Origin of the sequence: Pseudomonas entomophila (assembly GCF_018417595.1) — a bacterium.
Taxonomy (GTDB): Bacteria; Pseudomonadota; Gammaproteobacteria; order Pseudomonadales; family Pseudomonadaceae; genus Aquipseudomonas; species Aquipseudomonas entomophila_C.
In genome coordinates this window covers 4,395,129-4,419,982 of the sequence record NZ_CP070982.1, presented here as the reverse complement: position 1 = coordinate 4,419,982, position 24,854 = coordinate 4,395,129, and the positions used below count along the sequence as shown (strand labels likewise).

The following is a 24,854-nucleotide window of genomic DNA, read 5'->3' as shown; positions in this document are numbered from 1 at the left end:
CTGTCAGCGGTTGCCGCGCCGGCTCATGAAGGCCAGGCGCTCGAGCAGCTGCACGTCCTGTTCGTTCTTGACCAGGGCGCCGGCCAGCGGCGGGATGGCCTTGGTCGGGTCGCGTTCGCGCAGCACCGCTTCGCCGATGTTGTCGGCCATCAGCAGCTTGAGCCAGTCGACCAGCTCGGAGGTGGACGGTTTTTTCTTCAGGCCCGGGACCTTGCGCACGTCGAAGAACACATCCAGCGCCTCGCTGACCAGCGACTGGCTGATGTTCGGGTAGTGCACGTCGACGATCTGCTGCAGCGTGGCGCGGTCGGGGAAGGCGATGTAGTGGAAGAAGCAGCGGCGCAGGAAGGCGTCGGGCAGCTCTTTCTCGTTGTTGGAGGTGATGATGATGATCGGGCGCTGCCTGGCCTTGATCGTTTCGTCGATCTCGTAGACGTAGAACTCCATCTTGTCGAGTTCCTGCAACAGGTCGTTGGGGAACTCGATGTCGGCCTTGTCGATCTCGTCGATCAGCAGGATCACCCGCTCGTCGGCCTCGAAGGCCTCCCACAGCTTGCCCTTCTTCAGGTAGTTGCGCACGTCGTGGACCTTGTCCACGCCCAACTGCGAATCGCGCAGGCGGCTGACCGCGTCGTACTCGTACAGGCCCTGGTGGGCCTTGGTGGTCGACTTGATGTGCCAGGTGATCAGGCGGGCACCGAAGGAGGCGGCCAGTTGCTCGGCGAGCATGGTCTTGCCGGTGCCGGGCTCGCCCTTGACCAGCAGCGGGCGCTCCAGGGTGATGGCCGCGTTGACCGCCAGCTTCAGGTCGTCTGTGGCGACGTAGTCGCGGGTGCCTTCGAACTTCATGTAGCCATCCTCTGTGGGGTGTCGGTGCCGGCCCATTCGCGGGTACAGCACTACCCTTGAGGGTTGTGCCGAACCTGTGGGGGCGGGTTTACCCTCGAATGGGCCGGCCCGGACAACACATGTTTGTCATTTGTCAGCGACTATAACCCCGCACCCGGCGCCTGCAAACGCAGACCGGGTATTCAGTCCCTGAATGGTCCGTCACCCCACGTTCTGGAGCGGGCTTTACGCCCCTGCAAGGCAGGCTTACCCTTGAAGGTCCATCCGCCCGTCCATGCATTCAAGGGACCGCTGCCATGAGCCGAATCTACGCCGACAATGCCCACTCCATCGGCAACACGCCGCTGGTGCAGATCAACCGCATCGCCCCGCGCGGGGTGACCATCCTGGCCAAGATCGAGGGGCGCAACCCGGGCTATTCGGTGAAGTGCCGGATCGGCGCCAGCATGATCTGGGACGCCGAGAGCAGCGGCAAGCTCAAGCCGGGCATGACCATCGTCGAACCCACCTCGGGCAACACCGGCATCGGCCTGGCCTTCGTCGCCGCCGCCCGTGGCTACCGGCTGGTGCTGACCATGCCGGACTCGATGAGCCTGGAGCGGCGCAAGGTCTTGAAAGCGCTGGGCGCCGAGCTGGTGCTGACGGACAAGGCCAAGGGCATGAAGGGCGCCATCGAGAAAGCCAACGAGATCGTCGCCTCGGACCCGGCCCAGCACTTCCTGCCGGGCCAGTTCGACAACCCGGCCAACCCGGCCATCCACGAGAAGACCACCGGCCCGGAAATCTGGAACGACACCGATGGCGCGGTCGACGTGCTGGTGGCCGGTGTTGGTACCGGCGGTACCATCACCGGTGTGTCGCGCTACATCAAGCACACCCAGGGCAAGTCGATCCTGTCGGTGGCGGTGGAGCCGGTTAACTCGCCGCTGATCAGCCAGACCCTGGCCGGCGAAGAGCTCAAGCCCGCCCCGCACAAGATCCAGGGCATCGGCGCCGGCTTCGTGCCGAAGAACCTCGACCTGTCGATCGTCGACCAGGTCGAGACCGTCACCGAGGAGGAGTCCAAGGCCATGGCCATCCGCCTGATGCAGGAGGAGGGCATCCTCTGCGGCATCTCCTGCGGCGCGGCGATGGCGGCGGCGGTGCGCCTGGCCGAGAAACCCGAGATGCAGGGCAAGACCATCGTGGTGATCCTGCCGGACTCGGGCGAGCGCTACCTGTCGAGCATGCTGTTCAGCGACATGTTCACCGAACAGGAAAACCAGCAGTAGGCCGCTGACCTGTAGGAGCCGGCCTGCCGGCGATGGGGCGCAACGCGCCCCCAAATCCGCCGCACCTCTGATCCGGCGCAATACCGGATGCGCATCTTTATTGCACAATCCTTAACACTGCGATCCTGCCCCGGTTGTTTTTACCCGGGCAGGATGGGTTTATGATGTCCGGCTATCCGGGGATGGCCAGATTTCCCCTCCAAGGAGTGTTGCATGACCTTATCCTTTGTCGCCAAGGCAGGTGTCCTGCTGGTGTTCTTCGCCAGTGTGCTGTTCGTGCACCTGCGCGGCAAGGCGCGCCTGCCGGTGCTGCGCCAGTTCGTCAACCATTCGGCGCTGTTCGCCCCCTACAACAGCCTGATGTACCTGTTCTCCGGCGTGCCCTCCAAACCCTACCTGGACCGCCAGCGCTTCCCGGAGCTGGACGTGCTCAAGGATAACTGGGAGGTGATCCGCGAGGAGGCCATGCGCCTGTTCGACGAGGGGTACATCCGCGCCGCGGAGAAAGACAACGACGCCGGTTTCGGCTCCTTCTTCAAGAAGGGCTGGAAGCGCTTCTACCTGAAGTGGTACGACAAGCCGCTGCCGTCGGCCGAAGCGCTCTGCCCGAAGACCGTCGAACTGGTCAGCGGCATCCCCAACGTCAAGGGCGCGATGTTCGCCCTGCTGCCCGGCGGCAGCCACCTGAACCCGCACCGCGACCCGTTCGCCGGCTCCCTGCGTTACCACCTGGGTTTGTCCACCCCCAACTCGGACAACTGCCGCATCTACGTCGACGGCCAGCCGTATGCCTGGCGTGACGGCGAGGACGTGATGTTCGACGAAACCTTCGTGCACTGGGTCAAGAACGAGACCGAGGTCACCCGCGTGATCCTCTTCTGCGACGTTGAGCGCCCGCTCAACAGCCCGCTGATGACCCGCATCAACCGCAAGGTCAGCGCCTTCCTCGGCCGCGCCACCGCGCCGCAGAACACCGATGACGAACGTGTCGGCGGGATCAACCAGGCCTACGCCTGGAGCAAGCGCTTCAGCAATGTCATCAGCACCCGCGTCAAGCAGTTCAAGCGCGCCAACCCCAAGGCCTACCGCGTGCTGCGGCCGGTACTGGCGGTGGTGGTCGCCTACGCGCTGTATCGTTGGTTGTTCTGAATCGCATGGGCAGGCTCGCTCCTCGTGGGAGCGGGCTTGCCCCGCGATGATTCCACCGCTATATTCCGAAACATTCACTTCCCAGAAGACCTGTTCATGCCAGCCATCCCTTCCACCACCGCTTACGTTCTCGCGCCTGTCGCGGGCGTGGTCGTGCGTGGCAGCCAGCAGCCGGCCATGATCAGTCACTACCCACCACCTGTCAGTGGCGTTGTAGGCGGCGTAGCTCCGCCCACTCGCGCAGTCGTGGTGCTGGGCTGACCGGCCGCTGGCCGTCTCCCCACCGCACGCGCACCCTACTGAACACGGTCGGCCATCCCCTATGCGATAGGCCCTCCGTACGGCTCATTTGCCCGTATACAGGTGGCAATACATGTCTGTCTTATCCAAAGCATCCGTGGCCTCGGCGGCCACCACCAGCCTGTTCGTCCTGCTGTGGAGCAGCGGGGCGATCGTCTCCAAGCTTGGCCTGGCCCAGGCCAGCCCGTTCGCCTTCCTGCTGTTGCGCTCGGCGCTGGCGCTCTGTGGTCTGCTGCTGATCAGCCCGATGCTCGGCTTGCGCTGGCCGCGCAGCCGGGGCGCGATCCTGCGTGCCCTGGGCACGGGGGGCGTGCTGCTCGGTGCCTACCAGATCTTCTACCTGCTGGCGTTGAATACCCATGTCACCCCTGGCGTCATGGCCACGGTCATGGGCGTGCAGCCGATCCTCACCGTGGTCCTGATGGAGCGCCAGCGCTCCCTCACCCGCCTGTTCGGGCTGGGGCTCGGGTTGGCCGGGTTGGTGATGGTGGTCTACCAGGGCATCAACCTGGGCGGCGTCTCGCTCGTCGGCATGCTGTTCGCCTTGCTGGCGCTGGCCAGCATGACCCTGGGTTCGATCCTGCAGAAGCGCATCACCGACAACCCCATGGGGACCTTGCCGTTGCAGTACCTGGCCGGCTTCGCGCTATGCGCGGTGTTCGCGCCGTTCCAGGCATTGCACGTCGAATGGAACATGAGTTTCATTGGCGCGCTGCTGTGGATGGGGCTGGTGGTATCGCTACTGGCGACCCTGCTGCTGTACCGGCTGATCGCCAAGGGCAACCTGGTCAACGTCACCAGCCTGTTCTACCTGGTGCCGGCGGTGACCGCGGTGATGGACTTCTTCATCTTCGGTAACCGCCTGGCACCATTGAGCCTGCTGGGGATGGGGCTGATCGTGGTCGGGCTGTTGTTCGTATTCCGCAAGCCGGCGCTACGCGCAGCCGCGGCGTAACCCTGTAGGGGCCAGCCTTGCCGGCGAACGCAGCTGCATTCGCCAGCAAGGCCTGTCACGCTCTGGCAGGTTTCAACACCAGCCAGAGCGCCGCGCCAATCAACACCCCGCCATACAGATGCGCCATCGACAGTGGCTCATCCAGCAGCCACGCCCCCCACAGCACCCCGAACACCGGGATCAGGAAGGTCACGGTACTGGCCTTGACCGGCCCGATTTCGGCCAGCAGGCGGAAGTACAGGATGTAGGCGAATGCCGTGCACAACAGCCCCAGCCCCAGCAGCGACAACCACACCTCCCAACCACCCCAGCTGGCCGGTGGCTGGGTCAGTGCGCTCCAGGCGAACAGCGGGCTGAGCAGCAGCGTGGCCCCCAGCATGCTGCCCAGCGCCGACAGCCGGCTGTCCAGCCCGGCGACCCAGCGCCGGGCGAGAAAGCCCGCGAAGCCATAGCAGGTGGTCGCCGCCAGGCACGCCAGGGCGCCCTGCACCAGGGCCATGTCCAGCGCCACCGGGCCGGCGCCGCTGAGGATGCCCACGCCGAACAGGCCGAGGAAGATCCCGCACAGCTTGGGCAGGGTCATCGCCTCGTGGAAGAACAAGGCACCGATCAGCACCCCCATCAATGGCGTGGTGGCGTTGAAGATCGCCGAGTAACCGGCCGGCAGCACCTGTGCGGCCACCGAATAGAAGGTTGCCGGGATCCCCGAGTTGATCATCCCCAGCACCAGGCAGGCTCCCAGCTTGCCCTGGAAGTCCCAGCGCACCCGTGCCGCGGCGAGGATCGCCACCAGCCCCAGGCAAGCGATGGACACCCGGAAGAACGCCGTCGGCACCGTGCCGAGCTCGGGGGCGATGATGCGCATGAACAGGAAGCTCGCCCCCCAGACGGCGGCGAGGGTCAGCAGGCGGGCTAGGGCGGTGGGGCTCACGGTTATCTCCGGCGGTAGGGCAGGGGCGCGAGTGTACGTCAGGGGATGGGCCGGATTCTTGTGCTTTCTTGCTGTGTAAACGGGGGAGGCTGTTCGCCGGCAAGCCGGCTCCTGCTGGATTGTGGGGGCTGGTTTGCCGGTGAATGGAATGGGCTAAGCTCAGCGCTGCACCCTGCACCGGAGGCTCCGCATGACCCAACCCTGGCCCGCCGCCGAGATCGCCCGCGTGATCCTCGACGGTTTCGATGACTACCGCGAGCATTTTCGCCGCATCACCCTCGGTGCCCGCGAGCGCTTCGAGCAGGCGCAGTGGCAGGACATCCAGCACGCGGCGGCGGCACGCATCAACCTGTACGAAGAGAAGGTCGCCGAGGCCAACGGCTGGCTGCGCAAAGGGTTCGAGGCGCAGACGCTGCTGGACGTCGAGCAGTGGCCGCTGGTCAAGAACGCCTATATCCGCCTGATCGACCCGCGCCTGGACGATGAGTTGTCGGAGACCTGGTACAACTCGCTGTTCTGCAGCCTGTTCAGCCATGACCAGATCAGCGATGGCTGCATGTTCATCCACACCACCCGGCCCTCGATGCGCGGCCATGAACGTGCGGCGCAGACGCGTACCTATGCGCTGACGGACGGGCTCAAGGGGCTGTTGCGGGCGATCTTCGCCGACTACGCGTTCGACGTGCCCTATGGCAACCTGGAGGCCGACCTGTCACGCCTTGAGGAACAGTTGCGCGAATGCCTGCCCGACTGGGTCTGCAAAGACCCGCAGCTAAAGATCGAGTTGTTCACCCCAGTGCTCTACCGCAACAAGGGCGCCTATCTGGTCGGGCGCCTGTACACCCCCGACGAGCAGTGGCCGCTGGTGATCCCGCTGCTGCACCGCGAAGGGCACGGGATCGAGGCGGACGCGCTGATCACCGACGAAGCCGAAGTGTCGATCATCTTCTCCTTCACCCGCTCGTACTTCATGGTCGACGTGCCGGTGCCGGGTGAGTTCGTCAATTTCCTCAAGCGCATCCTGCCGGGCAAGCACATCGCCGAGCTGTACACCTCGATCGGTTTCTACAAGCACGGCAAGTCGGAGTTCTACCGCGCCCTGATCAACCACCTGGCCAACAGCGATGACCGCTTCGTCATGGCCCCTGGCGTGCGTGGCATGGTCATGAGTGTGTTCACCCTGCCGGGCTTCAACACCGTGTTCAAGGTCATCAAGGACCGCTTCTCGCCGTCGAAGACCGTCGACCGCGCCACGGTGATCGAGAAGTACCGGCTGGTGAAAAGCGTCGACCGTGTCGGGCGCATGGCCGATACCCAGGAGTTCGCCGATTTCCGCTTCCCGCAGGGCAAGTTCGACCCCGAATGCCTGGCCGAGCTGCTGGAGGTAGCCCCCTCGACGGTGAGCCTGGAAGGCGACACGGTGCTGATCCGCCACTGCTGGACCGAACGGCGCATGACCCCGCTCAACCTGTACCTGGAGCATGCCAGCGAGGGCCAGGTGCTGGAGGCGCTGGAGGACTACGGGCTGGCCATCAAGCAACTGGCGGCGGCGAACATCTTCCCGGGCGACATGCTGCTGAAGAACTTCGGTGTCACCCGCCATGGCCGGGTGGTGTTCTACGACTATGACGAAATCAGCTTTCTTACGGAGGTCAACTTCCGGCATATCCCGCCGCCGCGCTACCCCGAGGACGAGATGTCGGGGGAACCGTGGTATTCGATCGGGCCGCACGATGTGTTTCCCGAGGAGTTCCCGCCGTTCCTGTTCGCCGATATCGGCCAACGGCGGTTGTTCAGCCGTTTGCATGGGGAGCTGTATGACGCCGATTACTGGAAGGAATTGCAGGAGGCCATTCGCGCCGGGAAAGTGATTGATGTGTTTCCGTATCGGCGCAGGGGGCGCTGAGAGCGGGGGATTCCTTGTAGGAGCGGCTTTAGCCGCGATGCAGGCAACGCGGTGTCTGGCACCCGCTTCGCGGGTGATCGCGGCTAAAGCCGCTCCTACAGAAGTCTTGCTCAACGCTTCAGGCACTTCATTTCACTGAAATCCGCCCGCACCTTGCCCAGTTGCTGTTGCAGGTACTGACGCTGCGCTGGGCTGCTCTGTTTCATCAGGTCCACCAGCAGGCTGCGCGCCTCTTGTTCGCTGCTCTGGAACGCCTGGCGATACTCCGGCGTCCACAGGCTCTCCTTGCGCTGCAGCAACTGCGCCAGGCGCGGCTCGAAACTGGCGTCGGCACGCTGGTTGAGCGCCAGCACCAGTTGCTGCTGCCAGTGGGCGCGGTTTTTAATCCACTGGCGGTTCTGGTCCCCCAGAGCCTGGGACCAGCGCATCACCCGCTGGTGCTGTTCGCTGCTGAGTTCGCCCAGCCAGGGCTCCAGGCGCTTTTGCATGCGCGTGGCGCGCTGCTCGATCTGCTTGACCAGCGGCGTGTCGGCGTAGGCTTTCTGGCGTTTGGCGATGTCGGCGCGAAACGCCTGGCGCATTTCGGCCACCTGCTCGTCGTTCATACCGCGCAACAGTTCGGTGGCCGACGGGGTGATGGCCACGGCAACCCGGCCAATGGCCTGGCGCGCCTCCCGCGCGCGCTGTTGCAAGGCGTCATCGGTCACCGCGTCGTTGGCGACCATCGAGCGCACCTGGTCGAGCCAGTCGAGATAGCCGGGCAGCTGCGTGCGGCAGTGCCAGGCCAGCTGTTCCTTGAGCCGTTCGTCGAGCAAACGCTTCTGCTCGCGGTTCATGTCCAGATAGTCGCCCAGCGACCAGGGTACCAGGTGGTCGAGGTTGCGATAGGCCACGTCGATACGATTGCACGCCGCCAGGGTGAGGGCGAGGGCAACGGCGATGAGCAGGCGCTTGAGCATGGCGGATCCCTGCAGGGCTGGGACGCAAGGGGCGCGCGGCGGCTCCGGCGAATGGACGCTCGGGCGGCCGGGCGGGTCAGGTGTTAGAATAGCCGCCTTGTCTTGAGGATCTTCGGAAATGGCTCTGCTTGGGCGTTACAACAGTTTGCAAATCGTGAAACATGTGGAGTTCGGCCTGTACCTGGACGGCGGCGCCGACGGCGAAATCCTGCTGCCACGGCGTTACTTCCCCAAGGACGCCGAGCTCGAACTCGACGACTGGCTCAACGTGTTCATCTACCTCGACAGCGAAGACCAGCTGATCGCCACCACCGAGAAGCCGAAAATGCAGGTGGGCGAGTTCGCCAGCCTCAAGGTCAAGGACATCAACGGCGCAGGCATCTTCCTCGACTGGGGCCTCTCGAAGGACCTGCTGATGCCGTACTCGGAAGAGTCCAGGCCGCTGAAGATCGGCGACTACTGCGTGGTTCACGCCTACCTCGACAAACGCACCCGGCGCATCACCGCCACCGCCAAGCTGGACCGCTACCTGGATCGCACCCCGGTGGACTACAAGGCCGGCCAGCCGGTCGAGCTGCTGGTGGCCGGCGAGACGCCGATGGGGTTCAAGGCGATCATCAACAACCGCCACTGGGGCCTGATCCACAAGAACGAAGTGTTCAAGTTCCTGCGTTCGGGCATGCACGAGAAGGGCTTCATCAAGGAAGTGCGCCATGACGGCAAGATCGCCCTGAGCCTGCAACCGGTCGGCGAGGCGCTGGCCGACACCCTGCACGAGCAGATCATGCAGCGCCTGGAAGCCGCTGGTGGCGTGCTGCCGGTGTGCGACAAGAGCGACCCGGCGGTGATCAGCCAGATGTTCAATGTCAGCAAGGGCAACTTCAAGAAGGCGATCGGCGCACTGTTCAAGCAGGGCCGGATCGTCATCCATGACGATCGCATCGAGCGGGCCTGATCAGGCCTGCACGAAGGTCCGGAAATCCAGTTGCTCGCCGCCCGGGCGGGTGTCGCGCAGCAGCGAGTCGCGGTCGGCGCTCAGGGCCAGGCTGATGGTGGAGCGGCGCTTGCCGGGGTGGCGCACTTCCATCTGCTCCTGATGCGCGCGCAGGAAGTTGACCGGCACCTTCAGGTGCTGCAACTCGTCGGTTTCCGGGGTATGCAGCAACAGGTTGACCCAGTCGGGCTGGCCCTTGCGCAGCAGTGCCACCGGCACTTCGAACCACCACAGGTTGCGCTTCTTGTCGAGGATGGCGAACAGGGTGTTGTCGCGGTCGAGCACCGGCCGGGTCAGCGCCGCGTTGCGGCGGGCGATGGCGGTGGGTTTGTCGAGTTTCATGCAGGTTCCTGCGGGTTGACGCTAGAAAGGCCTGCCATTGTGCTGGGTGGCGCGGGGCGCGGCAAGCGCCGAACCTGCAGGAAGCCGGCTTTGCCGGCGAAAGGGCCAGTACCGCGAATGCCCACTGTTCGCCATTCGGCAGGCCCTGTTCAAACAATTTGAAACTCTGGCGCAAGCCCGCGGGTCGATCTGTTGTCGACACGATTTCCCGTGTCTTTCCCGCAAGGAGTTCTCCCATGAGCGGTACCAAAGACAAAGCGAAAGGGCTGGCCAACGAGGCCGTGGGCAACATCAAGCAGGGCGTTGGCAAGGTCACCGGCAACGACCGGTTGCGCGCCGAAGGCAAGGCCCAGGAAATCAAGGGCGAAGCGCAGCAGGCGGTGGGCAAGGTCAAGGATGCGGTGAAGAAGCCTTGATCAACCGGTGATTTAGACTTCCCGTAGGAGCCAGCAAGGCTGGCCCCTACGGTTTTGTGTTCTTGCTTGTAGCCGTTTTCTTGCATTTGGCGTTGAGTAGTCACAGCTGCGGCGCGGTCTATTAGACTTGTCCGTATTGCCACGACGATCAAGCGGCGAAAGGAGACGCTATGATTTTCCCTGAGCTGCGCGGTTTGCCCCTGCACCGCGTGCTGGTGCGCACCGTCAAGGAATTCCTCGATGACGAAATGTCCACCTATGCCAGCGCGCTGGCCTACCAGATGCTGTTCTCGCTGTTCCCCTTCCTGCTGTTCCTGATCGCCCTGATCGGTTTCCTGCACCTGCCGGACTTCTTCTCCTGGCTGCGCCTGCAGTCCGAACTGGTGCTGCCGCCCCAGGCCCTGGAGCAGGTCAACCCGGTGATCGACCAGTTGCAGCAATCGAAGGGCGGCTTGCTCTCGGTGGGTATCGTGATCGCCCTGTGGACGGCCTCGGCCGGCGTGCGCCTGATGATGAGCGCGATGAACGCCGCCTACGATGTGGCCGAAGGGCGGCCGGTGTGGAAGCGCTTCCCCTTGTCGATCATCTACACCGTCGGCATCGCCGGCATGTTGCTGGCGGCGGCCGCGCTGATGGTGCTGGGGCCGCAGGTCATGGAATGGATCGCCTCGCAGGTGGGGCTGGAAGAGGCGGTGGTCGTGGTGTGGACCATCCTGCGCTGGCCGGCGATCATCATCCTGATGATGGTAGCGGTGGCCTTGATCTACTACGTCATGCCCGATGTGAAGCAGAAATTCCGCTTCATCACCCCTGGCTCGGTGCTGGCGGTGGTGGTGTGGATCGTCGCCTCCCTGGGCTTTGCCTACTACGTGAAGACGTTCGCCGACTACAACGCCATGTACGGCAGCATCGGTGCGATCATCGTGCTGTTGCTGTACTTCTACATTTCCGCCGCCGTGCTGCTGTTGGGGGCGGAGATGAACGCGGTGATCGAGCACCTGTCGGCCGAAGGCAAGAACCCGGGCGAGAAGGACTTCGCGGGCGACCAGCACCGGGATACCATCACCGTGCTTGGCCATGAACACCCCGTGGAACACGCCCCTCAAACCCGCGAGCCGAATACCTGATGATCCGTGACATTCTCAAGATGGGCGATGAACGCCTGCTGCGCATCGCCCCGCCGGTCCCCGAGCACATGCTGGGCAGCCCGGAATTGCGCCAGCTGATCGACGACATGTTCGAAACCATGGCCCACGTCGGTGGCGTGGGCCTGGCCGCGCCGCAGATCGGCATCGACCTGCAACTGGTGATCTTCGGCTTCGAGCGCAGCGAACGCTACCCGGATGCCGAAGCCGTGCCGCGGACCATCCTGCTCAACCCGGTGATCACGCCGATGTCCACCGAGGTCGAGGATGGTTGGGAGGGCTGCCTCTCGGTGCCGGGGCTGCGTGGCGTGGTGCCGCGCTACAAGCACATCAGCTATACCGGCGTCGACCCCGACGGCAACCCGATCGACCGCTTTGCCGATGGCTTCCATGCGCGGGTGGTGCAGCATGAGTGCGATCACCTGATCGGCCGTTTGTACCCCTCGCGTATTCAGGACTTCAGCAAGTTCGGCTACACCGAGGTGCTGTTCCCCGGTCTGGATGTGGCCGAGGACTGACCCCGCGCCATCGCCAGCAGTGGCTTGTTGCGCTGATAGCGGGCCAGGCGCGAGGCCAGGGCTTCGGGCAGGTCGCTGGTGGGCGTGAAGCCCAGGCGCTGGTAGAACGCCTCCAGGTCTGGATGGCAGAACAGCCAGGTCGGGCCCGGGTGCGCCGTCAAGGCCGCTTCGACCAGGCGTGACGCGACCTGCCGCCCACGCCACTGTGGCGCGACGAACAGGCCGGTAAGCCAGTGCCCTTGTGCCACAGCCTGCAGGCTCATCCCTCCCACGATTTCATCGGCACGGGCCACCCACAGCTCCCCCTCGCCGCTGGCGCGCATGCGCGAGCCGTGCTGGCGATAGAAGTGCTCCAGCAGGCGGCGTTGCAACTGTGGAAGGTGCATGCAGGTCAGCGTGGTCAAAAGTGTTCTCACCATAGGGGCCGGCTTGCCGGCGAATGTGCCAGAACAGGCACCTGAACTTTAGGCCGTGCTTTGTCGCAGATTGTTGCAAATCCGACAAGGGTGAATATCCGACATAAGGGTTCAACTATTCCGGACGGGGAGTAGACTTTCCCTCATCCCCCCGGCAGTACGATAAAGCGGGATCGGTACTTCGTGTCATCCCAGCAGTCGATGACAACTTCTCCGCGCCATTGACGGCATCAGAAGTCACGCGATCAGCTTGATAGCCATCAAGGTCGATATCCATGAAAGCCTTACTGATTCTTGCATTGGTCGGTATATCCTCGTTCGCCTACGCGGACCAGGCCAAGACCGCAGCCACCCAACCCGCAGTCGAGCAGTACGACTATTCCACCAACCTCGACATCAAGCGCGTGATCAGCTTGTCGACCATCCCCAACGTGTGCGAAGTGGTGCCGGCCACCATGACCTACGAGGACCATCAGGGGCAGGTGCACACCCTCCAGTACCGCGCCCTGGGCGAGGGTTGCCGGTTGAATTGAGCCGTACAAAAAAGGTTCTTGGGAGCGAGTTAACCTCGAGCCTTGTGCAATCCCTGTGGGAGCGGCCTTGTGTCGCGAAAGGGCTGCGTAGCAGCCCCAGATTCCAGTGTTGGCTTAAAGGTCGCCGGGGCCGCTTTGCGGCCCTTTCGCGACACAAGGCCGCTCCCACAGGGGCAGGTATCAATCCCGAGCTCCCTGCAAGACAGTTGCTCCCACGAGCTCCAGCCCCTGCTTCAACTGCGCCCGGCTGTGCGCCGCCGACAGGCTGACCCGCACTGCCCGCACGCTGTCCGTGCCCACCGCGAACACGCTGGCCGGCACGATCTCCACCCCTTGCGCCCGACACCGGGCAACCACTTTCTCGGCGTCTTCTGGCGTGGCCAGCCAGGCATGGGGCGAGGGCACGCCGGCGATCGGTAGCGCATCCCCCAGCAGCGCCCGGGCCAGGCGCCAGCGTTCGCCAAGTTCTTCCCGCTGCCACGCCAGGCGCCGGGCGGCGGTGCCGTCGGCGATCCACTGGCAGGCGATACGCAGGTTCAAGGGTGATACCGACCAGTGGCTGGCCTGGGCGTAAGGGTCGATCTGCTCCAGCAACGCCGGTTGGGCCGCGATCCATCCCAGGCGCAGGCCGGCGGCCACGGTCTTGGACAGGCTGGTGATCAGTACGCCTCGGCCTTCGAGCAACGGGTAGAGCGGCGGCCGATCGGTCAATGCGCCATACACATCATCTTCGATCACCAGTAGCTCATGACGCCTGGCGACGTCCGCCAGCGCCTGGCGCCGAGCTTCGTCCATGCAGGTGCCGGTGGGGTTGTGCAGGGTTGGGGTGGTCACCAGTATCCTCGCACCACTGGCCCGAGCGACACGGTCCAGTTCATCCGGGCGCAGACCCTGGTCGTCCAGGGCCACGCCATGCACCGGCAGGCGCAATTGGCGGCAGGCGGCCTTGATGCCCGGTGCGGTCAGCGCCTCGACCATCACCGGCTCACCCGCTTGGCACAACGACTGCAGCACGAGGGTCAGCGCCTGCTGGGCACCGCCGCAGAGCATCACCTCCTCAGGTGCCAGGTCCAGGCCGCGATTGGCCAGCCAGCGGGCGCCCTGGATCCGCCCCAGCATCAGTTGCTCAGGCCCCAGGTAATGGTCGAGCAGGGCGGTTTCACCCTGTTCGAGCAAGCCGCGCAGGCTGTGCTCCAGGTCGCGATTGTGCGGATCGGCCACGGGCACGTTGGTCGACAGGTCGATCAGCGGATGCTGGTGATCAGGCTGCTTGAGGCGGAACAGCGTCGCCTCCTTGCTCCCCGCCAGCACATAGGTGCCACGGCCCACCTCGCCGGAAACCAGGTGGCGCGCCGCCGCTTCGCGGTAGGCCTGCTGGGTGGTGCTGGGGTTGAGCCCCAGGGCCCAGGCCAGGCGTCGTTGCGGTGGCAGGCGCTGGCCGACCGTGAGTTCGCCGCGCTCGATGGCGTCGGCGATGGCTTCGACCAGCGCCAGGTACCGGGGCTTGCCGTCGTCTTGCAGGAGGGGCGTCCACACGAAATTGCTACCCATGCAATATAACTTTGGACCCATACAATGCCCGGCGCTTAGCATCGGTTCAACCCCAACCGATGAAGGATGCCCGCCATGTTCGACCTGCCCGCCCTGCGCGAAGCCGCCACGTTCGTCCACCAGCATGTGCCACCGACCCCGCAGCACGCCTGGCCGCTGCTGGCCGAGCGGTTGGGTTGCCAGGTGTGGGTCAAGCACGAGAACCATGCGCCCACCGGTGCCTTCAAGGTGCGCGGTGGCCTGGTCTACGTGCGTGCGTTGCTGGCCAGCGGCCAGGTGCCGCGCGGGTTGGTTACCGCGACCCGGGGCAACCACGGCCAGAGCATGGCCCTGGCGGCGCGCCAGGCCGGCCTGCCGCTGGTGATCGTGGTACCGCAAGGCAACTCCCGCGAGAAGAACGCCGCCATGCGCGCACTGGGCGCCGAGCTGGTGGAACATGGCGTCGACTTCGACGTGGCGCGGGAGGAAGCGGCGAGGATCGCCGAGGCCCGTGGCTATGCGATGGTGCCGTCGTTCCACCCGGAACTGGTGCGCGGCGTGGCTACCTACGCCCTGGAACTGTTCGAGGCAGTGAGCGGGCTGGATTGCGTGTACGTGCCGATCGGCATGGGCTCGGGCATCTGCGGGCTTATCCAGGCGCGCAACCTGCTGGGGCTGGACACCGAGATCGTCGGCGTGGTCTCCAGTGCTGCGGACGCCTATGCCCAGAGTTTCGAGCTGGGGCGTATCGTCACCACGGCCACTGCGGACACCTTCGCCGACGGCATGGCCTGCCGCGTGCCCCATCCGGAGGCCTTCGCCCTGGTTCGCGAAAATGCCGCACGCATCGTGCGGGTGGATGACCGTGAGATCGCGGCCGCCATGCGGCTGTACCACGAAGCCACTCACAACACGGCCGAAGGGGCCGGCGCCGCAGCCTTGGCGGCGTTGCTGCAGGAGCGCGAGCGCCAGGCCGGCAAGCGTGTCGCGGTGGTGCTCAGCGGAGCGAATGTGGACCGGGGGCGGTATGCGCAGGTGTTGGCGGGGGATGAAAAATCCTGAATGAATGTCATGGAAAAAGTGCTATCTTATTTTGATAGCATTTCCCGATGAACACTCGATATCGCAAAATTCTGGACAGCATCTTCAGAACGCCGACTACTGCTTCTCTGCCATTTGCCGAGATCGAAGCATTGGTGTTGTACCTGGGTGGCCAGGTACTCGAACGGCAAGGCTCCAGGGTCAAGATCCAGCTCAGTGGCCAGTTCTGGCGATGCCATCGTCCACACCCTGGCAAGGAGGCCAGGCGATATCAGATTGAAGAAGCCCGCGAGTTCCTGTTGCGGGCAGGAGTCCGACCATGAGTTGCATGCGTTACAAGGGCTATGCCGCACGTGTCGAGTACGACGAGCGCGACGATATCTTCGTTGGCCGCGTGCTTGGCCTGCGCGACATCATCAGCTTCCACGCAAGCTCGGTTCCCGAGCTGCATGAGGCATTCCGCGAGGCACTTGATGACTACCTGGCCGACTGTGCAGAGCAGGGCATCACCCCGGAAAAACCGGCTTCCGGCAAGGTCATGCTGCGTATTCGCCCTGAAGTCCATGCCGCCGCCAGCATTGCGGCGAGGGCGGCGGGAAAGAGCCTGAATCAATGGGCTGACGAAGTCTTCGAGCAGGCCGCGATGGCCTGACAGGGTTGGCGCCATTCGTCGGCATGGCTATTGTGGCGCACCATCAACCCAGTACCCACACGAGTCTTGCATGCCCTTCTCCAACGGTTTCCTGCTCAGCCTGTCCCTTTGCCTGGATATTGGCATTGCCAATATCGCCATGATCACCCTGGCCATGCAGCGCGGCTTCCTCCAGGGGTTCTGGCTGGGCCTGGGCACCTGTGTCGGCGACCTGGTCTACGCGATTGCCGCGCTGGCCGGCATGACCGTGCTGCTGCAGTTCGAAAGCGTGCGCTGGACCCTGTGGCTGGGCGGCTCGGCGCTGCTGGTGTGGTTCGCCCTGAAGATGCTGCTGGCGGCCTGGCGCGGCGGGCACCTGGCGTCGCGGGGCGAGGTGGTGGTGGAGTCGGGCTGGCGCGAGTTCCTGCGTGGGATCTTCCTGGCCATGTCCTCGCCCAGCGCCATCCTCTGGTTCGCGGCGGTGGGTGGGGTGCTGATCTCCAGGTCCGGTGGTGGCAGCCTGCTCGACGCGGGGTTGTTCCTGGGGGGCTTCTTCGCCGCCGGGCTGGTCTGGTGCCTGTCGCTGTGCGGCATCGCCAGCCATGGCGGGCGCCTGCTCGGTGATCGGCTGCTGACGTGGTCCTACCTGCTGTCGGCGGCCATTTTCTGCTATTTCGCGGTGTATGTGATTGTCTCCGGTTATCGCGAATTCATCCTCGCTGCATCTATTTGAATGTTCGATGCGGATGTGTGGTGCGAATTTTCGCGTTATCTTGTTTATAATTTTGTTTAGATATTTTTAGGTTTGTAAGGCGCCTCCTACTTTGTATTGGGAAGCGTCTTATTGATTGTTTTGTGCGGGTAATTATTTGTCGATATTTAATATAAAAATAAATTGAAATAAATTCGAGTTTCTCTTTTTAAATCATTTGCTTGTGTGTGGTTGCGCAAAAGTTGCGCACTTTCATTGCCTTATGCTTCGGGTACTTCTCAACGGCTTCAACGCGCCCCGTACTTGCACTTTCGTGTGGGTGCGGCGCCGTGAGCGTACCTGGCATAAGGATGGCGAATGTTCGGATCAGGAGATCAGCCCCGATTCAGCTTGCAGGTCCACGGTGTTCAAACGGACTTGCAAGTATTGCGTTTCACCGGCAAGGAGGCGCTTGGCACGCCTTACCTGTTCAGTGTCGAACTGGTCAGCGAAGACCCGGCCATCGACCTGGAACACCTGCTGCACAAACTGGCGACCTTGCAGATCGGCGGCGACGGCCAGTGCATCCACGGGCAGATCGCCTGCGTCTCCCAGGGCGACACCGGCGCCCGGCTGACCCACTACCGGCTGGAGCTGGTCCCGCGCCTGGCCTACCTCGAGCACAACCGCGACCTGCGCATCTTCCAGCAGCAAACCGTGCCGCAGATCATCGCCGCGGTGCTCAAGGCCCACGGCATCCTCGCCGACGCCTACCGATTCCAGCTTGGCCCCACGGTCTACCTCAAGCGCGACTATTGCACCCAGTACGACGAGACCGACCTGGCGTTCATCCAGCGGCTGTGCGCGGAGGAGGGGCTGCACTACCATTTCGAGCACAGCCCCGACGGCCACCTGCTGGTGTTCGGCGACGACCAGAGCGCCTTCCCGCGCCTGGCCCGGCCGACCCGCTTCGCCCCCGACAGTGGCCAGGCCCGGGACCAGCCGGTGGTCAACCGCTTCGGCGCGCGGGTGGCGGCCCGCACCGCCAGGGCCAGCCGACGCGGTTACGACTTCGAAAAGCCCAACCTGCTGCTGCACGGCGCACATCAACCCGAACTGCCCGTGCCCCAGCCGGACGTCGAGGACTACGGGTTTCCCGGGGACTTCACCGACCGCGAAGGCGCTCGCCACGTGAGCCAGCGGGCCCTCGAAAGCCTTAGGGCCGACTACCTGCAAGCCGAGGGCAACAGCGACCAGCCGGCCCTGCGCAGTGGCCATTTCTTCACCCTCGAAGCGCACCCCCGCGATGCCTGGAACGCCCTGTGGCTCCTGGCCGAGGTCAGCCACGAAGGCCATCAGCCACAAGTCCTGGAAGAGGCTGGCGGCGAAGGCGGGGCGGCGACCTGGCAGGGCTATCGCAACCAGTTCAAGGCGCTGCCCTGGGGTACTCCCTATCGGCCACCGGCACCCGGCCAGCGGCCACGCATCCACGGCGCCCAGACCGCCAGGGTGACCGGCCCGGCAGGTGAAGAGATCCACTGCGACGCCCTCGGCAGGATCAAGGTGCAGTTCCACTGGGACCGCGACGGCCAGCGCGACGAAAAGACCAGCTGCTGGCTGCGTGTGGCCAGCAACTGGGCGGGCAACGGCTACGGCAGCCTGGTCATTCCCCGGGTCGGCATGGAGGTGCTGGTGGCGTTCCTCGACGGCGACCCTGACCGGCCAGTGGTCGCCGGCTGCCTGTACAACGCCGCTCACCTGCCGCCCCTGGAACTGCCCGCCAACAAGACCCGCAGCGTGTTCAAGACGGCCAGCTCGCCGGGGGCCGAGGGCAGCAACGAACTGCGCATCGAGGACCGCCAGGGGCAGGAGCAGATCTTCATTCATGCCCAGCGCGACTGGGAACAGAGCGTCGGCCACGACCAGCGCGTTCAGGTCCGCAACGAGCGCCACGACACCGTGCAGGGCGACGTCCACAGCGAGTACCACGCCCAGCAACATCGCACCGTGCATGGCGACCGCAAGACCGAGTTGCGTGGTGACGATCACCTGAGTATCGCCAACTCCCGGCACATGAAGCTGGGCCAGGCGTTGCTGGTCGAGGCCGGGCAGGAGGTCCACCTGTCAGCCGGCAGGCGGCTGGTGCTCGATGCCGGCAGCGAGGTGGTACTGCGCGCTGGTGGTGGTTTTGTGCGGGTCGATGCCAATGGGGTGACGTTTGGCAAAGGGCTCTATGTCGACTCAGACGGCCAGGTCGCTGGTGGCACCCCGGCCATGCCCCTGCTTCCGGGCGCCACCGCCCAGGCCGAGCAGGCCGTGGCAGGCCGGCCGCTGACCCAGGCGCAGCTCGATACCTTCCGCCGCAACGCCGCGTTCTGCGAAGAGTGCGAGCGGTGCAAGGAGGGCGCCTGTGACCTGTGAAACCCTCACCCCCGAAGCCTGGCTCGCGGCCAATCCCCTGGCCGATGGCGAACGTCTGTACGTGGTGTTCGGCAGCGTCAGCGAGGCCGACGCGCTGGCGGCTTACCGCCGACACGACGGTTTTCAGGTACCCCTGCCGTTGTGGAAAGGCACCCCCTACGCCGGCTGGCTCGAAGCCATGCCCTACCTGGTGGAGGCCGCGCCCCAGGGCGAGTTCCTCGCCTGGTGCGGCACCGCCGGTTGCCGCGACTGGGGCTGGCTGGCGGTGTCGTCGCACCCGCCCGCGCAGGTGTTCGAGTACCTGCGCAGCCTGACCCAGGTGAAGCTGCCGGACGGCACTGCGGTGTTCCTGCGCCTGTGGGACGGCCACCAACTGCTGGCCCTGCTCGACCACGAGCAGGCCGGTTCGCCCACGTTGCTGCCGGTGTTCAGCCGGGTCTGGAGCAACGGCCAGGCGCGCTCGTTGCGCCAGGCCGCGCGCCTGAACATCGAGCCATTCCCCTGGTGGCCGGTCAGCGCCGAACTGCTCGAGCACCTGCACCGGCGCGACCCCGGCCCGGTCATCGACAACCTCATGCAATGGCTGCGCGAGGTCCACCCCGATCTCTACTTCGCCCTCCCCGAGGCCACCCTGCGCTGCAAGGTCGAGCGCCTGGCCCTGGGTGCCCCGCTCGACACGCCAGCCATGGAACGGCTGCTGGCGCACGTGAACAAGGACATCACCCCATGAGCCTCCTGATCTACGCCAAGTTCCTCTACGACAACCTCGACGCCCGCAAGCCCGACGGCCCGGCGCGGATCACCCATTTCCGCCAGCACAGCCTGGCCACTTTCGAAAAGTTGCAGGACAGCCTGTGGCTGGGCTGGGCGCTGAACCTGGAGCAGGAGCTGCGCTTCACCGACAGCGAGGGCAACGAGGTGCTGCGCCAGGCCAAGGGGCTGGGGGCGCGCACGATCACTGGCTACGCCAACTGCCCGGCCAATGGCGTGCTGAACATCGTGCACCGCTTCGAGAGCCTGGCCTTCGTGCCCATCGGCGGCACGCCCTACGCGCTGGTGGAGCAGGTGCCGCCAGGCCAGGCCCCGCAGCGCTTCGAGGGCCAGCTCGACGAGCAGGGCAGGGCGACCATCAGCGGCTGCCACGCCAACCGCCGCTACACATTGTTGTTCCACCCCAAGGTCGGCCCGGCCGAGATCGAGGCGCTGCACGGCTCCTACGACGGTCTGCTCGACCAGCTCAAGGGCTGGCTGGACAGCGAGTGGGCCGAGCGCATCGGCCCGCACTGGGACCGCATGCCGCCGGTGGGCTCCTTGCAACGCCTGAAGGACATCAACGCGGCGATGTACAAGGGCGTCAGCAGCGTGTTGATGAACCTGCTCGACGACCTCAAGACCCTGGTCAAGCTGCTGTTCAACCTCGATGGCGCCCGCGACAAGCTGTTGCAGCACATCAGCGAGGCGGACTTCCAGAAGCTCAAGGCCCAGGCGGCCAGCCTGCTGCACACCGCCAACCTGATGCTCCACGACGAGCTGCTGATGTTCTTCTACGCCACCGCGATCCTGCAGTGGCTGGCCCTGACCCCGCCCGAATGGCAGGCCCAGGCTTTCGCCATGCTCAACGCCGGCCTGTTGCTGGACGTGCTGTCCGGTGGCCTGGGCCTGGCGTTCCGGCTGACCGCCAAGGGCCTCAAGCATGCGGGCGGCGTTGCCAGCGACCTGCTCGGCAGCCTGCAACGGTTGATCGACCTCAGCCGCGACCACGCCCTGGCGGCCCATGCCCGCCTGGCCAAGCCGCTGCTGACGGGCGGCAGCGTCGAGGTCAACAGCGCCGCCAAGGTACCGCTGGCCATCAAGAGCGCCCCGCAAGACCTCGACATGGTGGTGGACGACGCCGTCTCGGTGGTGCGTGGCAAGCGCCAGGCGGCGCTGCGGGTAGAGCCGGAAGCGGACCTGCCCGACGCCCCCAGCCAGCCCCGCACCCCCAGCGACAAGCCCGCCCAGCGCGCCGACGAGACCGTCACCAACCGTTGCCCGGTGTCGATGGTCACCGGCGAGGAGCTGCTCACGCTGCAGGATGCCGAGCTGTTCGGCGTGCTGCCGCTGGCCTGGGTGCGGATGTACCGCACCAGCGCGGCCGAGATCGACCACGGCCTGGGCCCCGGCTGGAGCCACAGCCTGTGCCACCAGCTGCAGGCCGACGGCCAGGGCGTGGTGTGGTGCGACCACGAGAACCGCCGCACCCGCTTCCCGATGCCCGACAGCCGCCGCCCATTCATCTGCAACAGCCTGAGCAACGCGGCGATCTTCCTCGGTGAGGCCGAGGGCGAGCTGGTGATCGCCGAAGCCGGCGAGCGCCCGCGCTACCTGCATTTCATCGATGGCCGCCTGGTCGCCCTGAGCGACGCCTACGACAATCGGCTCACCCTCGGCCATGACCGCGCCGGCCGCCTGGAACACGTCGACAACGGCGCCGGCAACCGCCTGTACCTGGCGTACCAGGGCAGCCGCCTGGTGGCGCTGGAGCTGCAGGTGCGCCAGCCGCTGCTGGATGCGAAGGGGCGCGAGCAGTCGCCCTGGGTGCGCGTGGCGACCCTGGCCAGCTACCACTACAACGACGCCGGGCAACTGATCGAGGCAGGCAACGGCCTGGACGAGCGCGAGCGCTACCGCTACGACGCCGCCAACGTCATCCTCGAGCGGCTGCTGGCCGGCGGCGCGGCGTTCTACTGGGAATGGGAGGGCGAAGGCAAGCAGGCCCGCTGCGTGCGCCACTGGTCCAGCGTGCCGGGCCTGGAGGCGCGCTACCAGTGGGACGGGCAGGGCGCCGTCACGGTGCACAACGCCGACGGCAGCCAGCAGGTGTTCCAGCACGACGACAAGGCCCGGCTGGTGCGCCAGGTCGACGCCGACGGCGCCGAGCACCACAAGACCTACGACGACCACGGCCGCCTGGTAGCTGAGCGCAATCCGCTGGGCGCCGAAACCGTCTACAGCTATGACGAAGCCGGGCACTTGCTGTCGGTGCAGCCCGAAGACGGCGAAGCGACCCACTACCACTACCGCGACGGCCATGTCTGCGAAGTGCGCCGTGGGCAGGCGCGCTGGTTGTACCAGCGCAATGCCCAGGGCGATGTGATCCGCCAGACCGACCCGTGCGGGCAGGTCACCGGTTACCTCTACGATACGCAGGGGCGCCTGGTCGGTATCCGCCAGGCCGACGGCAGCCTGCACGAGCTGGGCTGGAGCGCTGCCGGGCAGCTGGTCAGTGAAACCCTGCCGGGCGGCGGCTCGCGGCGTTACCGCTACGACGCCCTGGGTCGCCTGGTGATGCGCCAGCGCGAGAACGCCGCGGTCACCCAGTACAAGTGGGACCTGGCCGGGCGCGTCAGCGAGGTGTCGCTGCCCGGCGGCGGCGTGCGCCGTTACGAATACAACGCCTATGGCCGGGTGACCGCCCAGCGTGACGAACTGGGGCGGGTGACCCGCTTCGAGTACGACGACGGTCTGCACCTGCCGTCCCGGCGCATCGACCCCGATGGCAGCTTTCTCAGCTACCGCTACGACAATCCCCAGCTGCAGCTGTCGGAGGTGGTCAACGCCCGCGGCGAACACTACCGCCTGGCCTACCACCCCAACGGCCTGCTCGCCGAGGAGACCGGCTTCGACGGGCAAGTCACCCGCTACCGCTACGACCTCAACGGCCAGTTGCTGGAAAAGGCCGAGCACGGCGAGACCGGCGAGCCGTGGCTGACCCGCTACACCCGGGACAAACAGGGCCGTCTGCTGGTCAAGACCCTGCCCGACGGGCAACAGGTCGAGCACAGCTATGACGCCCTCGGCCGCCTGGTGCAGGTAGATGACGGTCACTGGCCGCTGGCCTACACGTATGACCTGTGCGACCGCCTGGTGACCGAGCACCAGGGCTGGGCGACCCTGCACTATGGCTACGACGCCATGGGCCGGGTCAGCCACTGCCGGCTGCCCGACGGCAGCCGCCTGGACTACCGCTACCAGCCCGGCGACCACCTGCAGGCCATCGACCTCGACGGCCAGCGCCTGACGGCCCATCGCACCCAGCACGGCCGCGAAGTGGCCCGTCAGCAGGGCGACCTGCTCAGCCAGTTCCAGTACGACGGCCAGGGCCGCCTGCTGGCCCAGCGGGTCGATCGCAAGGAAGGCTCGGTGTTCCTGCGGCGTTACCACTACGACGACAGCGGCAACCTCACCCGCCTGGAAGACACCCGCCGCGGCACCCGCACCTACCAGTACGACCCCCTGGACCGCCTGACCGCCGTGCGCGGCGAACTGGCCGAGTACTTCGTCCACGACCCCGCCGGCAACCTCCTGGCCCAGAGCGGCCTGCACGGCGACCCGCGCGATGTGCGGGTCGAGGCCAACCGCCTGCTGATGCACGGCGACAGCCACTACGACTACGACCGCTTCGGCAACCAGGTGAGCGAGCGCCGCGGCCATGGCCAGCAGCTGGTCACCCATTATCACTACGACAGCCAGCACCGCCTGGCCTGCGTCGACCTGCCCGACGGCCGCCAGGCCCGCTATCGCTACGACGCTTTCGGCCGCCGCGTGTCCAAGGCCGTCGGCGACACCGTCACTACGTTCATCTGGCAGGGCGAGCGCCTGTTGGCCGAGCACTGCCAGGGCCGCTGGCGCAGCTACGTCTACGAGCCCGGCGGCTTCCGCCCCATGGTGATGTTGCTGCGCGACGGCGACGGCCCCGCCGAAACCCTGCACTACCACCTCGACCACCTCGGCACGCCCCAGGAGCTGACCTCGAGCAGCGGGCGCGTTCGCTGGTCGGCGCGCTACCGCGCCTACGGCCATGTCCTGCGCCTGGACGTGGACCACATCGACAACCCCTTGCGGTTCCAGGGGCAGTACTACGATGAAGAAACCGGGCTGCATTACAACCGACACCGTTATTACAACCCACAGACAGGGCGGTATCTAACGCCGGATCCGATTGGATTGGCGGGTGGGGTCAATGGGTATTTGTATGGTGTGAATCCGACGGGGTGGGTGGATCCGTTGGGGTTAAGTAATTGCCCTGGAGAAGAGTCGTGCACAATTCTCGAAAAAGCACACCGTACGGATGATGTTCGCGCCCCTATTGATCCGTATGATGGAAGTAAATACGGGCATGCATTTACTCGTCATGGGAAGGAGAATACACGTTTTCTTAAGAGTAGAGCTGAGAAAATGAATAGAGCGAATGGGCAATGGCTGGATGACTTTGCTGCGGCGGAATTTGTTGATTCTGTACCGGGGGTTGGGAAAGTTGTTGTGGATCTTCCAAGTCATGTGCCCGCTAGGTTAGTTAATCCAGATGGGACATTTTCACCAGTGTTTAAAGTGACAATAGTTAGGAATGGGTTAGGGCGAATGATAACGGCTTTTCCAGGGGAGATGCCTTGATGACCTACTACGGTGCACCGCTAGATGTATGTGTGCGGGTTTCTGAGTTGCTAGGTCTTCCTATTGAGGAAATGGGGGAGGATTGGGAGATTATATTGGCGGATGTTTCGTTGATTTCTCCGGCGATTCATATTCTTGAGGAGTGTAAGGAGTCTTGGATGGTTAGGGCTGCTGTCGGATGTATTTTGGTGGAGAGCTTGAATGGATATATGTTGGATGAGGGGGCTAATCATTTTCTGCATGAGAAAGCCTACTCTGCGCTTCGTGCGGATTCAGAGGTTATAAATGCTGTGAGGGATTTTTGGATCGGAGGTGGGGTTCGCAGTGCATACATAAGGGATCTATTATTGAAATAGTTAAGTTAGATCTGGGGCTTGCAGGGGCAATCTGGAGAAGGGTAAGTCCCTGCTCGCAGGGGTACTC

The 24,854-nt window shown here is 64.8% G+C and carries 23 protein-coding genes; 17 read left to right on the top strand and 6 right to left on the bottom strand.

Annotated features, from left to right (window positions below; genetic code table 11):
• Positions 1–3 precede the first annotated feature (3 nt).
• Positions 4–849 carry an AAA family ATPase gene (locus JYG34_RS19140; RefSeq protein WP_186661141.1) on the bottom strand — a complete coding sequence of 282 codons (846 nt, stop codon included), beginning with the start codon at positions 847–849 and terminating at the stop codon, positions 4–6.
• A 296-nt stretch (positions 850–1,145) separates the two neighbouring features.
• On the opposite strand from JYG34_RS19140, the gene cysK reads away from it, so the two are divergent.
• From cysK to JYG34_RS19120, 4 genes are all read left to right on the top strand, one after another.
• Positions 1,146–2,120, top strand: a complete 975-nt coding sequence (gene cysK, locus JYG34_RS19135) for a cysteine synthase A (protein WP_213657867.1) — start codon at positions 1,146–1,148, stop codon at positions 2,118–2,120.
• Between the two features lie 213 nt (positions 2,121–2,333).
• Positions 2,334–3,269: an aspartyl/asparaginyl beta-hydroxylase domain-containing protein gene (locus tag JYG34_RS19130; protein ID WP_213657866.1), complete on the top strand. Its 936-nt coding sequence runs from the start codon at positions 2,334–2,336 to the stop codon at positions 3,267–3,269.
• Between the two features lie 96 nt (positions 3,270–3,365).
• Positions 3,366–3,530: a hypothetical protein gene (locus JYG34_RS19125; RefSeq protein ID WP_167535663.1), complete on the top strand. Its 165-nt coding sequence runs from the start codon at positions 3,366–3,368 to the stop codon at positions 3,528–3,530.
• 112 nt (positions 3,531–3,642) lie between these two features.
• Complete coding sequence (locus JYG34_RS19120) at positions 3,643–4,524, top strand: DMT family transporter (protein ID WP_213657865.1); 882 nt, start codon at positions 3,643–3,645, stop codon at positions 4,522–4,524.
• A gap of 55 nt (positions 4,525–4,579) precedes the next feature.
• Here JYG34_RS19120 and JYG34_RS19115 read toward each other — a convergent pair whose 3' ends face one another.
• Positions 4,580–5,455, bottom strand: a complete 876-nt coding sequence (locus tag JYG34_RS19115; RefSeq protein WP_213657864.1) for a DMT family transporter — start codon at positions 5,453–5,455, stop codon at positions 4,580–4,582.
• 190 nt (positions 5,456–5,645) lie between these two features.
• On the opposite strand from JYG34_RS19115, the gene aceK reads away from it, so the two are divergent.
• Positions 5,646–7,361: a bifunctional isocitrate dehydrogenase kinase/phosphatase gene (aceK, locus tag JYG34_RS19110; RefSeq protein ID WP_213657863.1), complete on the top strand. Its 1,716-nt coding sequence runs from the start codon at positions 5,646–5,648 to the stop codon at positions 7,359–7,361.
• Between the two features lie 110 nt (positions 7,362–7,471).
• Here aceK and JYG34_RS19105 read toward each other — a convergent pair whose 3' ends face one another.
• The gene (locus JYG34_RS19105; protein WP_213657862.1) at positions 7,472–8,320 is read right to left on the bottom strand and encodes a DUF6279 family lipoprotein; all 849 of its coding nucleotides are present in this window, start codon (positions 8,318–8,320) and stop codon (positions 7,472–7,474) included.
• Between the two features lie 118 nt (positions 8,321–8,438).
• On the opposite strand from JYG34_RS19105, the gene JYG34_RS19100 reads away from it, so the two are divergent.
• On the top strand, positions 8,439–9,275 hold the full coding sequence (locus JYG34_RS19100; RefSeq protein WP_213657861.1) for a CvfB family protein: 837 nt from the start codon (positions 8,439–8,441) through the stop codon (positions 9,273–9,275).
• On the opposite strand, the gene JYG34_RS19095 is transcribed toward JYG34_RS19100, so the two are convergent.
• Positions 9,276–9,656 (bottom strand): hypothetical protein, encoded by a 381-nt coding sequence (locus tag JYG34_RS19095; RefSeq protein ID WP_213657860.1) that lies wholly within the window; start codon positions 9,654–9,656, stop codon positions 9,276–9,278.
• 236 nt (positions 9,657–9,892) lie between these two features.
• On the opposite strand from JYG34_RS19095, the gene JYG34_RS19090 reads away from it, so the two are divergent.
• The 3 genes from JYG34_RS19090 (at position 9,893) to def (ending at position 11,735) form a co-directional block, all read left to right on the top strand.
• The gene (locus JYG34_RS19090) at positions 9,893–10,072 is read left to right on the top strand and encodes a CsbD family protein (RefSeq protein ID WP_011535076.1); all 180 of its coding nucleotides are present in this window, start codon (positions 9,893–9,895) and stop codon (positions 10,070–10,072) included.
• A 170-nt stretch (positions 10,073–10,242) separates the two neighbouring features.
• On the top strand, positions 10,243–11,199 hold the full coding sequence (locus JYG34_RS19085) for a YihY/virulence factor BrkB family protein (protein WP_213657859.1): 957 nt from the start codon (positions 10,243–10,245) through the stop codon (positions 11,197–11,199).
• On the top strand, positions 11,199–11,735 hold the full coding sequence (gene def, locus JYG34_RS19080; RefSeq protein ID WP_213657858.1) for a peptide deformylase: 537 nt from the start codon (positions 11,199–11,201) through the stop codon (positions 11,733–11,735). Before JYG34_RS19085 ends, def begins: the two co-directional genes overlap by 1 nt.
• Here def and JYG34_RS19075 read toward each other — a convergent pair.
• On the bottom strand, positions 11,690–12,058 hold the full coding sequence (locus JYG34_RS19075; RefSeq protein WP_249746297.1) for a GNAT family N-acetyltransferase: 369 nt from the start codon (positions 12,056–12,058) through the stop codon (positions 11,690–11,692). The genes def and JYG34_RS19075 overlap by 46 nt on opposite strands.
• A 368-nt stretch (positions 12,059–12,426) precedes the next feature.
• Here JYG34_RS19075 and JYG34_RS19070 point away from each other — a divergent pair, with 368 nt between their 5' ends.
• A complete protein-coding gene (locus JYG34_RS19070; protein WP_213657857.1) occupies positions 12,427–12,684 on the top strand; it encodes a DUF2790 domain-containing protein in 258 nt (85 codons plus the stop codon).
• A 180-nt stretch (positions 12,685–12,864) separates the two neighbouring features.
• On the opposite strand, the gene JYG34_RS19065 is transcribed toward JYG34_RS19070, so the two are convergent.
• On the bottom strand, positions 12,865–14,235 hold the full coding sequence (locus JYG34_RS19065) for a PLP-dependent aminotransferase family protein (RefSeq protein ID WP_213657856.1): 1,371 nt from the start codon (positions 14,233–14,235) through the stop codon (positions 12,865–12,867).
• Between the two features lie 75 nt (positions 14,236–14,310).
• Here JYG34_RS19065 and JYG34_RS19060 point away from each other — a divergent pair, with 75 nt between their 5' ends.
• The 7 genes from JYG34_RS19060 to JYG34_RS19030 all read left to right on the top strand — a co-directional run bounded on the left by JYG34_RS19060 (position 14,311) and on the right by JYG34_RS19030 (position 24,787).
• A complete protein-coding gene (locus JYG34_RS19060; protein WP_011535070.1) occupies positions 14,311–15,276 on the top strand; it encodes a threonine dehydratase in 966 nt (321 codons plus the stop codon).
• A 298-nt stretch (positions 15,277–15,574) separates the two neighbouring features.
• Entirely contained in the window at positions 15,575–15,907 is a 333-nt protein-coding gene (locus JYG34_RS19055) for a type II toxin-antitoxin system HicB family antitoxin (RefSeq protein WP_213657855.1), read from the top strand.
• Positions 15,908–15,977: 70 nt separating this feature from the next.
• Positions 15,978–16,619, top strand: a complete 642-nt coding sequence (locus tag JYG34_RS19050) for a LysE family translocator (RefSeq protein ID WP_213657854.1) — start codon at positions 15,978–15,980, stop codon at positions 16,617–16,619.
• 336 nt (positions 16,620–16,955) lie between these two features.
• On the top strand, positions 16,956–18,998 hold the full coding sequence (gene tssI / locus JYG34_RS19045; protein ID WP_213657853.1) for a type VI secretion system tip protein TssI/VgrG: 2,043 nt from the start codon (positions 16,956–16,958) through the stop codon (positions 18,996–18,998).
• Complete coding sequence (locus JYG34_RS19040) at positions 18,988–19,728, top strand: DUF4123 domain-containing protein (protein ID WP_213657852.1); 741 nt, start codon at positions 18,988–18,990, stop codon at positions 19,726–19,728. Before tssI ends, JYG34_RS19040 begins: the two co-directional genes overlap by 11 nt.
• The gene (locus JYG34_RS19035; RefSeq protein ID WP_249746183.1) at positions 19,725–24,431 is read left to right on the top strand and encodes an RHS repeat-associated core domain-containing protein; all 4,707 of its coding nucleotides are present in this window, start codon (positions 19,725–19,727) and stop codon (positions 24,429–24,431) included. The genes JYG34_RS19040 and JYG34_RS19035 overlap by 4 nt, the downstream gene beginning before the upstream one ends.
• Complete coding sequence (locus tag JYG34_RS19030; RefSeq protein ID WP_213657851.1) at positions 24,431–24,787, top strand: hypothetical protein; 357 nt, start codon at positions 24,431–24,433, stop codon at positions 24,785–24,787. The genes JYG34_RS19035 and JYG34_RS19030 overlap by 1 nt, the downstream gene beginning before the upstream one ends.
• The last annotated feature ends 67 nt before the right edge of the window (positions 24,788–24,854 follow it).

What these genes read in the sequence shown, in the direction of transcription:
- cysK (WP_213657867.1), top strand. Translation starts at nt 1,146, where the DNA reads ATGAGCCGAATCTACGCCGACAATGCCCACTCCATCGGCAACACGCCG.
- JYG34_RS19075 (WP_249746297.1), bottom strand. Translation starts at nt 12,058, where the DNA reads ATGCGCGCCAGCGGCGAGGGGGAGCTGTGGGTGGCCCGTGCCGATGAA.
- JYG34_RS19095 (WP_213657860.1), bottom strand. Translation starts at nt 9,656, where the DNA reads ATGAAACTCGACAAACCCACCGCCATCGCCCGCCGCAACGCGGCGCTG.
- JYG34_RS19085 (WP_213657859.1), top strand. Translation starts at nt 10,243, where the DNA reads ATGATTTTCCCTGAGCTGCGCGGTTTGCCCCTGCACCGCGTGCTGGTG.
- JYG34_RS19070 (WP_213657857.1), top strand. Translation starts at nt 12,427, where the DNA reads ATGAAAGCCTTACTGATTCTTGCATTGGTCGGTATATCCTCGTTCGCC.
- JYG34_RS19030 (WP_213657851.1), top strand. Translation starts at nt 24,431, where the DNA reads ATGACCTACTACGGTGCACCGCTAGATGTATGTGTGCGGGTTTCTGAG.
- JYG34_RS19140 (WP_186661141.1), bottom strand. Translation starts at nt 849, where the DNA reads ATGAAGTTCGAAGGCACCCGCGACTACGTCGCCACAGACGACCTGAAG.
- JYG34_RS19105 (WP_213657862.1), bottom strand. Translation starts at nt 8,320, where the DNA reads ATGCTCAAGCGCCTGCTCATCGCCGTTGCCCTCGCCCTCACCCTGGCG.
- aceK (WP_213657863.1), top strand. Translation starts at nt 5,646, where the DNA reads ATGACCCAACCCTGGCCCGCCGCCGAGATCGCCCGCGTGATCCTCGAC.
- JYG34_RS19100 (WP_213657861.1), top strand. Translation starts at nt 8,439, where the DNA reads ATGGCTCTGCTTGGGCGTTACAACAGTTTGCAAATCGTGAAACATGTG.
- tssI (WP_213657853.1), top strand. Translation starts at nt 16,956, where the DNA reads ATGTTCGGATCAGGAGATCAGCCCCGATTCAGCTTGCAGGTCCACGGT.
- JYG34_RS19130 (WP_213657866.1), top strand. Translation starts at nt 2,334, where the DNA reads ATGACCTTATCCTTTGTCGCCAAGGCAGGTGTCCTGCTGGTGTTCTTC.
- JYG34_RS19060 (WP_011535070.1), top strand. Translation starts at nt 14,311, where the DNA reads ATGTTCGACCTGCCCGCCCTGCGCGAAGCCGCCACGTTCGTCCACCAG.
- JYG34_RS19035 (WP_249746183.1), top strand. Translation starts at nt 19,725, where the DNA reads ATGAGCCTCCTGATCTACGCCAAGTTCCTCTACGACAACCTCGACGCC.
- JYG34_RS19090 (WP_011535076.1), top strand. Translation starts at nt 9,893, where the DNA reads ATGAGCGGTACCAAAGACAAAGCGAAAGGGCTGGCCAACGAGGCCGTG.
- JYG34_RS19050 (WP_213657854.1), top strand. Translation starts at nt 15,978, where the DNA reads ATGCCCTTCTCCAACGGTTTCCTGCTCAGCCTGTCCCTTTGCCTGGAT.
- JYG34_RS19065 (WP_213657856.1), bottom strand. Translation starts at nt 14,235, where the DNA reads ATGGGTAGCAATTTCGTGTGGACGCCCCTCCTGCAAGACGACGGCAAG.
- def (WP_213657858.1), top strand. Translation starts at nt 11,199, where the DNA reads ATGATCCGTGACATTCTCAAGATGGGCGATGAACGCCTGCTGCGCATC.
- JYG34_RS19055 (WP_213657855.1), top strand. Translation starts at nt 15,575, where the DNA reads ATGAGTTGCATGCGTTACAAGGGCTATGCCGCACGTGTCGAGTACGAC.
- JYG34_RS19120 (WP_213657865.1), top strand. Translation starts at nt 3,643, where the DNA reads ATGTCTGTCTTATCCAAAGCATCCGTGGCCTCGGCGGCCACCACCAGC.
- JYG34_RS19125 (WP_167535663.1), top strand. Translation starts at nt 3,366, where the DNA reads ATGCCAGCCATCCCTTCCACCACCGCTTACGTTCTCGCGCCTGTCGCG.